The sequence below is a fragment of the Paracoccus sp. (in: a-proteobacteria) genome (assembly GCF_047973135.1).
In the GTDB taxonomy this organism is placed as follows: domain Bacteria; phylum Pseudomonadota; class Alphaproteobacteria; order Rhodobacterales; family Rhodobacteraceae; genus Paracoccus.
The window spans coordinates 1-7,592 of record NZ_JBKEBL010000296.1 but is presented as its reverse complement, the minus strand read 5'-3'; the positions used below and the strand labels follow the sequence as shown (position 1 = coordinate 7,592).

Below are 7,592 nucleotides of genomic sequence, written 5' to 3'. Positions count from 1 at the left end.
CGGCTCGGCCCCCAGACAGCCGGTCACGATGACCCTGCCGTTTTCCCGCAGCGCCTCGCCCATGGCCTCAAGGCTTTCGGCCTTGGCGCTGTCCAGAAACCCGCAGGTATTCACGATCACCGCATCCGCCCCCGCATAATCGGGGCTGATCGCATAGCCCTCGGCACGCAACCGCGTCAGGATGCGTTCGCTATCGACCAGCGCCTTGGGACAGCCAAGGCTGACCATGCCGATGGTCGGCTGGCCGTCGCGGCGTTCATCCGGGATGCGGGCGCGGGCAAGGTCGGGGCGCAGATCGGGTGGGTTCGTGTACATCCGCCGCAGATAGTCGATTCGCTGCCGCAGGAAAAGCGGGCCCCCGCAAAAAATCGGGGCCGCCGCCCTGATCAGTCATCCGCCGCGCGCGTCCCCGACAGAGCGATCATCGACACCCCGTCCGAGATCAGCTCGACCGCCAGCAGGATGCCAAGGATCGTCGCGGCGGAGGCGGGGAAATTGCCAAAGATCATCAGCGCCAGCAGCACCGACAGCGCCCCACTGAGCAGCAACATCCAGAATGCCCCTGTCCCGCGCAGCGAAAAGGACAAAACGATCTTGACCACGCCCGAGACGAAGAACATCGAGGCGACCACCAGTGTCAGCGTGACGATCCCGACCAGCGGCCTGGCCAGCAGCATGACACCCAGCAAAATCAGCGCGACCGCCAGCAGGATGGCCCAGACGCGGCCACCCCAGACCTGCCCCCGAAACACCGCATAGGCCTGCAACGCCCCGACGATCAAAAACGCCCATCCGGCAAGCTGTTCGGCGGTCAGCGTGGCGGCAAGCGGGTTGGCCAGCGCAAGGATCCCGGCAAGGATCGACAATGCGCCGATGACGATCCACATGATTCGACCTGACATGATAAGTCCTCTGAATTTGTTCCTGGCGTTCCTTCCTTGCCTAACGCTCTGGACCGTTTCGGGTTTCTTTGTCTGTACCGTAAATTTCAGGGGAATCGCGGGCGGGATGCCGCAACCGTGTCCGCGATCACGCAGCCGTGGCTTTCTCTGCCCGCTCTGATCGCGCAGATTGCGCGGCATGATCATGACCCGAACCTCCGCCCTTGCCCTTGCCATCACCGCCTTGCTGGCACTGCTGCCCGCCGCCGGCCGGGCCGACGGGGTTGAACGGCGCTTTCGCGACCGGATCGACATCATCAACGACAGCGGCGGCAATATCCTGCACATGGCGCAGCGCCGTCAGGAACTGGCCAAATCGGGCAAGCTGGTGCGCATTCGCGGCTATTGCCGGTCAGCCTGCACGATGCTGATCACCCTGCCGAATGCCTGTCTTGGCCCCGACGCCCGCGTGGGCTTTCACGCCCCGCGCCTGCCTGATACCCATATCATCCCTCCCTATGTCGATCAGATCATGGGCAACTATTACCGCAACGGCATCCGCGACCGATGGTTCGGCGGCTGGAACCGCTCGTTGAAGATGACGGTCCTGACCGCGCAGGAATATATTCGCCTTGACCCGCAAACCCGCATCTGCCCGCGCTTGCGATAGATGGGCTTGGGCGGGGTGCCTTCGGTCTGACTGAGGGATATGCGCTGGCTCTGCGGCACCGCCGCGCCATCCAGCAAGCCTTGATACGACGTCACCGCCGGAGGATTTGCGTCCCGCGATAGCCGGGGGAGCTGTGCGCCCCCCGGACCCCCTGCAAAAGCCTGCGGCGGCCCGGCACTGGTCGCCGACGCCGACGCAGCCGCCGTGCCCGGCGTGCTGCGCATTTGGTTCCGGGTCGGGTCTGCCGTGCCATCGCTGCAAGACCGTTCCCAAAGTTCGGAGGTGCCGACGTCGCTGCCGTTGGGCGGCGGCTGAACAGCAGATCCGGCCCTCTGCGGCGCTTGTCGTCAGGATCGTAGCGGGCTCAGGGCAGTTGGTATTACAGGCCTGTCACGAATTCGGAATGGCGATAGCCCTGCAGGTACAGCAGCGCGGTCAGGTCGCCGAAATTGATGCGGATGCGGGCTTGGGCCGCGACGGCGGGTTTGGCATGCAGGGCGACGCCCGTGCCCGCAAGCTGGATCATGCCCAGATCGTTCGCGCCGTCTCCGACCGCAACCGCATGGGCCGGCGTCAGGCCGCGGGCGGCGGCGATTTCCTTCAGCGCGTCGATCTTGGCCTCGCGTCCCAGAACCGGCAGGGCGACATGGCCGGTCAGTACGCCATCCTCGGCCAGCAGGGTATTGGCGCGGTGTTCGTCAAAGCCAAGCTGCGCGGCGACCGGCCCGGTGAATGCCGTGAACCCGCCCGAGACCAGCGCCGTGTGCCCGCCATTTGCACGCATCGTGGCGACCAGTTCGCGGCCTCCGGGGGCCAGGGTGATGCGGTTGGCCAGAACCTTGTCGATGACCGCTTCGTTCAGGCCGGCCAGCAGGCCCACGCGTTCGATCAGCGCCTCGTGGAAATTCAGCTCTCCGTTCATGGCGCGCGCGGTGATTCCGGCGACGCGCGGGCCCACGCCCGCCATATCCGCCAGTTCGTCGATGCATTCCTGCTGGATCATCGTCGAATCCATATCGGCCAGCAGGATGGATTTCCGGCGACCTGCGGTTTGCTGGATGGCAAGATCGATATTGATCGTTTGCAGATCCGACCAGACCTGATCGGCATCGGCAGGCATTTCGGCAATGTCGAATTCGGCGGCGACGCCGGGGTTCAGCCAGCGCGGGGTACCGCCTTCCCACTCCCTCGACAGCCCCTCGGGCAGCGTGCTTTCCAGATGGGCATCGGCCGGCGCGGCCATCAGCGACACGGTGAACATGGGCGGCTCCTTCCCGTTGGGATCGAAGCGGGATTTAGGGCAAACCGTGGCGTTTCGCCAGCCTGTGATACCGCAGTTGTCGCAATTGCGGTCGGCGGAAAAGCGGCGGGAACCGGCCTTTCCTTGCCGGGGGTGGTCCGTCCGGGGCTGCGTTCTTGAAAAGCGCGTGCAAAACGGCGTAGTTTGACCCGATTAAAATGTGAAAGATTTGACATGATGCGCAAGATCGGATTGGCGATTCTCGTTTCCCTTGCACTGGCGGCACCATCTGCGGCCGAGGACCGGACAGCCAAGGATCCGGCGATGACGGATTACCCAAAGCTTGAAGTCAGCCAGAACGCCGAGGGCAAGACGGTCCCGACCAACTGGCCGCAGGTAGCCGAGGACGAATGGCGCGCGGTGCCCGACGATCCGGCCTCGCCGCGCTATATCGAAATCGAGTACGACTCGGCTTCGATTGATCCTGCCGAAGCGCTGAAAGATGCCGAAAGGCGCGCCGAAGTTGAACTGACCGACGCGGCCACCCGCGAGGTCACGACCTGGGAGGCGGTCGAGGATGGCAAGGCCTGGGCCACGGCGGCCAGCGCCGAGGTTGGCGGGACAGAGCATTCGGTTTTCGTGATCACCTATCATTCCAAGGCGCGCGGGGCCTTCAGCACCGACTATTTCTCGATCCCGACGGCGAATTACCGGGAATGGGGCGGGGTGATGATGTATATGCAGGTCTTGGGCATGACGCCCTATCTGGACGGCTTGCCCGAGGGTTTCGCGGATTCGGCGCGTTACGCGACCAATACCGAACAGGCCGAGGTTTTCGCCGGGCTGATCGATATCACCATGACCAAAGCGATGAAGGCCCTTGCCCAGGCGCAGGCAGGGGCGCTGTCGGCGCTGCGCAACATCGGCAACAGCATGAACGAGCGGGGCGAATGCCTGCAGCTCAGCTATTGCAATTACAACTGGACCACGGGCGAGGCCGAATATCACATCGACAACTGATCGTCGGCCCCGCGTTCAGCCCCGATATAGCCGGACGCGTTCAAAGCGATCATATTGTCGGCCTGCAACTTCTTGATTTTATACCAGCGGTCTTGAAGGCTGACCCGTAAAGATGGCAGGCGATTCGCGTTTGATGGCGGCGCATGCGCAAAAAGGTGGGCGGGCGGTCAGGCTGTGGCCTTTCCAGGGCTGTCCTTCAGTTTGTTGCAGTCAATGACCGTCAGCGGGCTTTTGTCGGCCTGTTTTTCGATCCAGCGGGCGTGGCGCAGGGTTTTCTGCGCGTCGGCTGCGCCCTTGTCCCAGTGATCCTGCATCGAGCGCCGCGAAAATTCGTAATCGCGCGAGCTTTTCTCGTAATCCGGGCGCTCATAGATCATTTGCACCAGCAGCATCCGGCCGGGATGGGCGGCCTCCATCAACACCCTGACCTCGTCACTTTTTTGCAGGTTTTTCGGCAGCTTGTCGTAAAGCCGTTGCAATGCCTCGCGGGCCTCAAGCAGCATGGCGGTCTGATCGGTCGAGAACCGGGTGCGGCTGGAAAAGCGGATCTCTTTTTCGCGGGTTTCGATGTCGGTAATGGTTTCGGGCAGCTTGCCATGCGCGCTGAACAGGTCGAACTGGAACACCGTCATGTCCTGATGGCGGTCGTGATTGTCCAGCACATATTGCAGCGGCGTGTTCGAGACGATGCCGCCATCCCAGTAAAGCGCACCGTCGATTTCGACCGGGGGAAAGCCGGGGGGCAGGGCGCCGCTGGCCATGACATGTTCGGGGCCAATCTGTTGCCGGGTATTGTCGAAATAGACCTGATTGCCGGTCGCGACATCTACGGCACCAACCGCAAAGCGGACCTCGCCCGAGTTGAGATAGTCGAAATCCACCAGTTCCAGCAGCGTATCGCGCAGCGGTTCGGTGGAATAAAAGCTCAGCGCCTCGACCGTGCCGGGTTTCTGCAGGAAGGGCGAGGGTTGGCGCGGGGTGTAAAAGCCCTGCACGCCCGCGAACATGGCCTGAGCGGCGCGCAAGTCGTTTTCATGGCCGCGCGGCAGCACCGGCGCGATCATGTCGATCCAGGTGTTGCCCAGGGCCTCGCCGCGCGAGACCAGATTCCAGAAGGTGCGCAGCCGCTCTAACCGGTCCTCGGGCCGGTTTCCGGCGATCAGGGCCGCGTTGATCGCCCCGATGGAAATGCCGGCGACATAATCGGGGCGATAACCTTCGGTCGCCATCGCCTGAAACGCGCCCGCTTGATAGGAACCCAGCGCGCCGCCGCCCTGAAGAACCAGAACGTGATTGATATTCTTGTCAAATCTGTTCATCTTGCCGCCCCTGTCAATGGTGGTCCGACTATCGGCCTGCCTGCCGCTGAATTCTGCCCGAAACCGGTGCGCACAAGGCGGCACGCGGCGGATTTTTCCGTGCCCCTTCGTCATTTGCAAGCGTTTTGCATGGACCCTTGGCCTTGTGCCCGTTTCGATGCATCCTTGAACCCAGCCACAGGAGGAAGGCATGAGCTGGAACCCCGCAATCGAGCCGGGCTGCCCGGATGAGATCGGCCCCGACAATATCGAGACCCTGATAATCCCCCGTGCCCGCGATCTGGGCGGGTTCGAGGTGCGGCGCGCCCTGCCTGCGCCCAAACGGCAGATGGTCGGGCCGTTCATCTTTTTCGATCAGGCTGGCCCGGTCGAGTTTCTGACCGGGCAGGGCGTCGATGTCCGCCCGCATCCTCATATCGGACTGGGCACTGTCACCTATCTGTTCCGGGGTGATTTCCACCATCGCGACAGCATCGGCAGCGATCAGGTCATCACGCCCGGCGCGCTGAACTGGATGGTGGCGGGCAAGGGCGTCAGCCATTCCGAACGCACCAGCGACGCCGCCCGCAGCGGCCCGCACAGCTTGTTCGGCATCCAGACCTGGATCGCCCTGCCCGAAAGCCACGAGGATATTGACCCGATCTTTGAACATCATGGCCAGCAGGCGCTGCCCCTGATCGAGGCAGAGGGCGCGCAGGCGCGGCTGATCCTTGGCCGCGCCTATGGCGAGGTGGCGCCCGCGACGCTGTATTCCGACACTTTCTATCTGGATGTGACGCTGACGCCCGGCGCGCGTTTTCCTCTGCCCGATGATCACGAGGATCGCGGGCTGTATATCACCGAGGGCTCGGTCCGGATCGCCGGGCAAGAGTTTCAGTCCGGGCAGATGATGGTGTTCCGCCCCGGCGACGCCATTTCGGTGCAGGCGGGCGAACAGGGTGCGCGGCTGATGGCTTTGGGGGGCGAAACCCTGAACGGGCCGCGCTTTATCTGGTGGAATTTCGTCGCCTCATCGCGCGAAAGGATCGAGACGGCGAAACGCGAATGGCGGGATGCGCGTTGGGGTCAGGGATTGTTCGATCTGCCGCCGGGCGACCGGGACGAGTTCATTCCGCTGCCATAAGGAGAAATGATGTCTTTCAGAACCCCGCAGGATGTCCGTGACTTCTGGTTTTCGGACGAAATGAAACCCTATTGGTTCGAGAAATCCGCCGAAATCGACAACCAGATCATCCAGCTTTTCCTGGAAACATACGAGGCTGCGCATGGCGGCAGGCTGGATCACTGGATGGAAAGCGCGGCGGATGCGCTGGCGCTGATGATCGTGCTGGATCAGTTTCCGCGCAACATGTTCCGAGGGTCGGGCCGCAGTTTTGAAAGCAACGATCTGGCGCTGACCTATGCCGGTCAGGCGCTGGACAAGGGCTTTGACCAGCAGGTCGCCCAGACGCAGCGCGCGTTCTTTTACCTGCCCTTCATGCATAGCGAGGATCTGGACGATCAGAACCGCAGTATCCGCCTGTACGAGGCTTTGGGGGATGATAATTCCCTGCGCTTTGCCCATGCTCATCGCGACATTATCGCCGAATTTGGCCGTTTTCCGCATCGCAACACCGTGCTGGACCGCGAGAACACGGCGGATGAGACGGAATTTCTGAAAACTCACAAGGGGTTCTGATCGCGGGAACTGTCTGACGGGGACGTGATCCCGGTGGCGGCCGGTCTGCGCTAGGCTGCGGGGACGGAGGTTTCGATGACTCGATTTTCAGGGTTCCTGATCGCTGTCCTGTTCGCGGCTTCGGCCCATGCGCAGGATTTCAACGCCGCAGCCCCCAACGCGCCGGGACAGAAACCGGCTTTCGCGGGCCAGACCCGTGCCCCGGTTCTGCCCGATATGGCGCTGAACCGGCAGGTCGTCACCGAAGGACTGCGCCATCCCTGGGGGATGGCGGAACTGCCCGATGGCGGCTGGCTGGTGACGGAACGGCCTGGACGGCTGCGGCTGATCGCCCCGAATGGGGCGATGTCGCCCGCGATTGCCGGGCTGCCCGATGTCGATAGCCGCGGGCAGGGCGGGCTGCTGGATGTGGCGGTGGCGGGCAATTTCGCCGAGACTAGGCGCGTCTGGATCAGCTTTGCCCAGCCGCGTGGCGGTGGGCGCAACGCGACGGCAGTTGCGACCGGGGTTCTTGCGGCGGACGGTTCCCGGCTGGACGATCTGCGGGTCATCTGGCAGCAGCAACCGGCGTGGAACTCGACCAATCATTTCGGATCCCGGCTGGTCTTTGACGGGCAGGGCGGGCTGTTCGTCACCACAGGCGAAAGATCCAGACGCGATGCACGCGGTCTGGCACAGAATGTCACGACAAGTCTGGGCAAGGTGGTGCGGATCGATCCGCTAAGCGGTGCGCCGATGGGCAGGCCGGGGGTCGAGGGCGCGTTGCCCGAAATCTGGTCCTGGG

Annotated in this window: 8 protein-coding genes and 1 pseudogene; 5 read left to right on the top strand and 4 right to left on the bottom strand. The window is 63.2% G+C overall.

Annotated features, from left to right (window positions below):
* Both ACK5L9_RS21745 and ACK5L9_RS21740 read right to left on the bottom strand, forming a co-directional pair.
* Positions 1-315: pseudogene (locus tag ACK5L9_RS21745) on the bottom strand (30S ribosomal protein S12 methylthiotransferase RimO); the annotation flags it as partial.
* A gap of 71 nt (positions 316-386) precedes the next feature.
* Positions 387-902: an HdeD family acid-resistance protein gene (locus ACK5L9_RS21740; RefSeq protein ID WP_416913545.1), complete on the bottom strand. Its 516-nt coding sequence runs from the start codon at positions 900-902 to the stop codon at positions 387-389.
* A gap of 184 nt (positions 903-1,086) precedes the next feature.
* Here ACK5L9_RS21740 and ACK5L9_RS21735 point away from each other — a divergent pair, with 184 nt between their 5' ends.
* On the top strand, positions 1,087-1,551 hold the full coding sequence (locus ACK5L9_RS21735; protein WP_416913544.1) for a hypothetical protein: 465 nt from the start codon (positions 1,087-1,089) through the stop codon (positions 1,549-1,551).
* A 379-nt stretch (positions 1,552-1,930) separates the two neighbouring features.
* Here the strand turns inward: ACK5L9_RS21735 and serB are convergent, their stop codons facing one another.
* Positions 1,931-2,812: a phosphoserine phosphatase SerB gene (gene serB / locus ACK5L9_RS21730; RefSeq protein ID WP_416913543.1), complete on the bottom strand. Its 882-nt coding sequence runs from the start codon at positions 2,810-2,812 to the stop codon at positions 1,931-1,933.
* Between the two features lie 213 nt (positions 2,813-3,025).
* Here serB and ACK5L9_RS21725 point away from each other — a divergent pair, with 213 nt between their 5' ends.
* Positions 3,026-3,811 carry a hypothetical protein gene (locus tag ACK5L9_RS21725; RefSeq protein ID WP_416913542.1) on the top strand — a complete coding sequence of 262 codons (786 nt, stop codon included), beginning with the start codon at positions 3,026-3,028 and terminating at the stop codon, positions 3,809-3,811.
* A 167-nt stretch (positions 3,812-3,978) separates the two neighbouring features.
* Here ACK5L9_RS21725 and ACK5L9_RS21720 read toward each other — a convergent pair whose 3' ends face one another.
* Positions 3,979-5,130, bottom strand: a complete 1,152-nt coding sequence (locus ACK5L9_RS21720; protein ID WP_416913541.1) for a patatin-like phospholipase family protein — start codon at positions 5,128-5,130, stop codon at positions 3,979-3,981.
* A gap of 190 nt (positions 5,131-5,320) precedes the next feature.
* Here ACK5L9_RS21720 and ACK5L9_RS21715 point away from each other — a divergent pair, with 190 nt between their 5' ends.
* The 3 genes from ACK5L9_RS21715 to ACK5L9_RS21705 form a co-directional block, all read left to right on the top strand.
* A complete protein-coding gene (locus ACK5L9_RS21715) occupies positions 5,321-6,253 on the top strand; it encodes a pirin family protein (protein WP_416913540.1) in 933 nt (310 codons plus the stop codon).
* Positions 6,254-6,259: 6 nt separating this feature from the next.
* The gene (locus tag ACK5L9_RS21710) at positions 6,260-6,808 is read left to right on the top strand and encodes a DUF924 family protein (RefSeq protein ID WP_416913539.1); all 549 of its coding nucleotides are present in this window, start codon (positions 6,260-6,262) and stop codon (positions 6,806-6,808) included.
* A gap of 75 nt (positions 6,809-6,883) precedes the next feature.
* On the top strand, positions 6,884-7,592 hold a 709-nt coding region (locus ACK5L9_RS21705), incomplete at its 3' end, for a PQQ-dependent sugar dehydrogenase (RefSeq protein WP_416913538.1).

Bases quoted from the DNA above. Each gene is read 5' to 3' on its own strand.
- ACK5L9_RS21740 (WP_416913545.1), bottom strand. From the start codon at position 902: ATGTCAGGTCGAATCATGTGGATCGTCATCGGCGCATTGTCGATCCTT.
- ACK5L9_RS21735 (WP_416913544.1), top strand. From the start codon at position 1,087: ATGACCCGAACCTCCGCCCTTGCCCTTGCCATCACCGCCTTGCTGGCA.
- serB (WP_416913543.1), bottom strand. From the start codon at position 2,812: ATGTTCACCGTGTCGCTGATGGCCGCGCCGGCCGATGCCCATCTGGAA.
- ACK5L9_RS21725 (WP_416913542.1), top strand. From the start codon at position 3,026: ATGATGCGCAAGATCGGATTGGCGATTCTCGTTTCCCTTGCACTGGCG.
- ACK5L9_RS21720 (WP_416913541.1), bottom strand. From the start codon at position 5,130: ATGAACAGATTTGACAAGAATATCAATCACGTTCTGGTTCTTCAGGGC.
- ACK5L9_RS21715 (WP_416913540.1), top strand. From the start codon at position 5,321: ATGAGCTGGAACCCCGCAATCGAGCCGGGCTGCCCGGATGAGATCGGC.
- ACK5L9_RS21710 (WP_416913539.1), top strand. From the start codon at position 6,260: ATGATGTCTTTCAGAACCCCGCAGGATGTCCGTGACTTCTGGTTTTCG.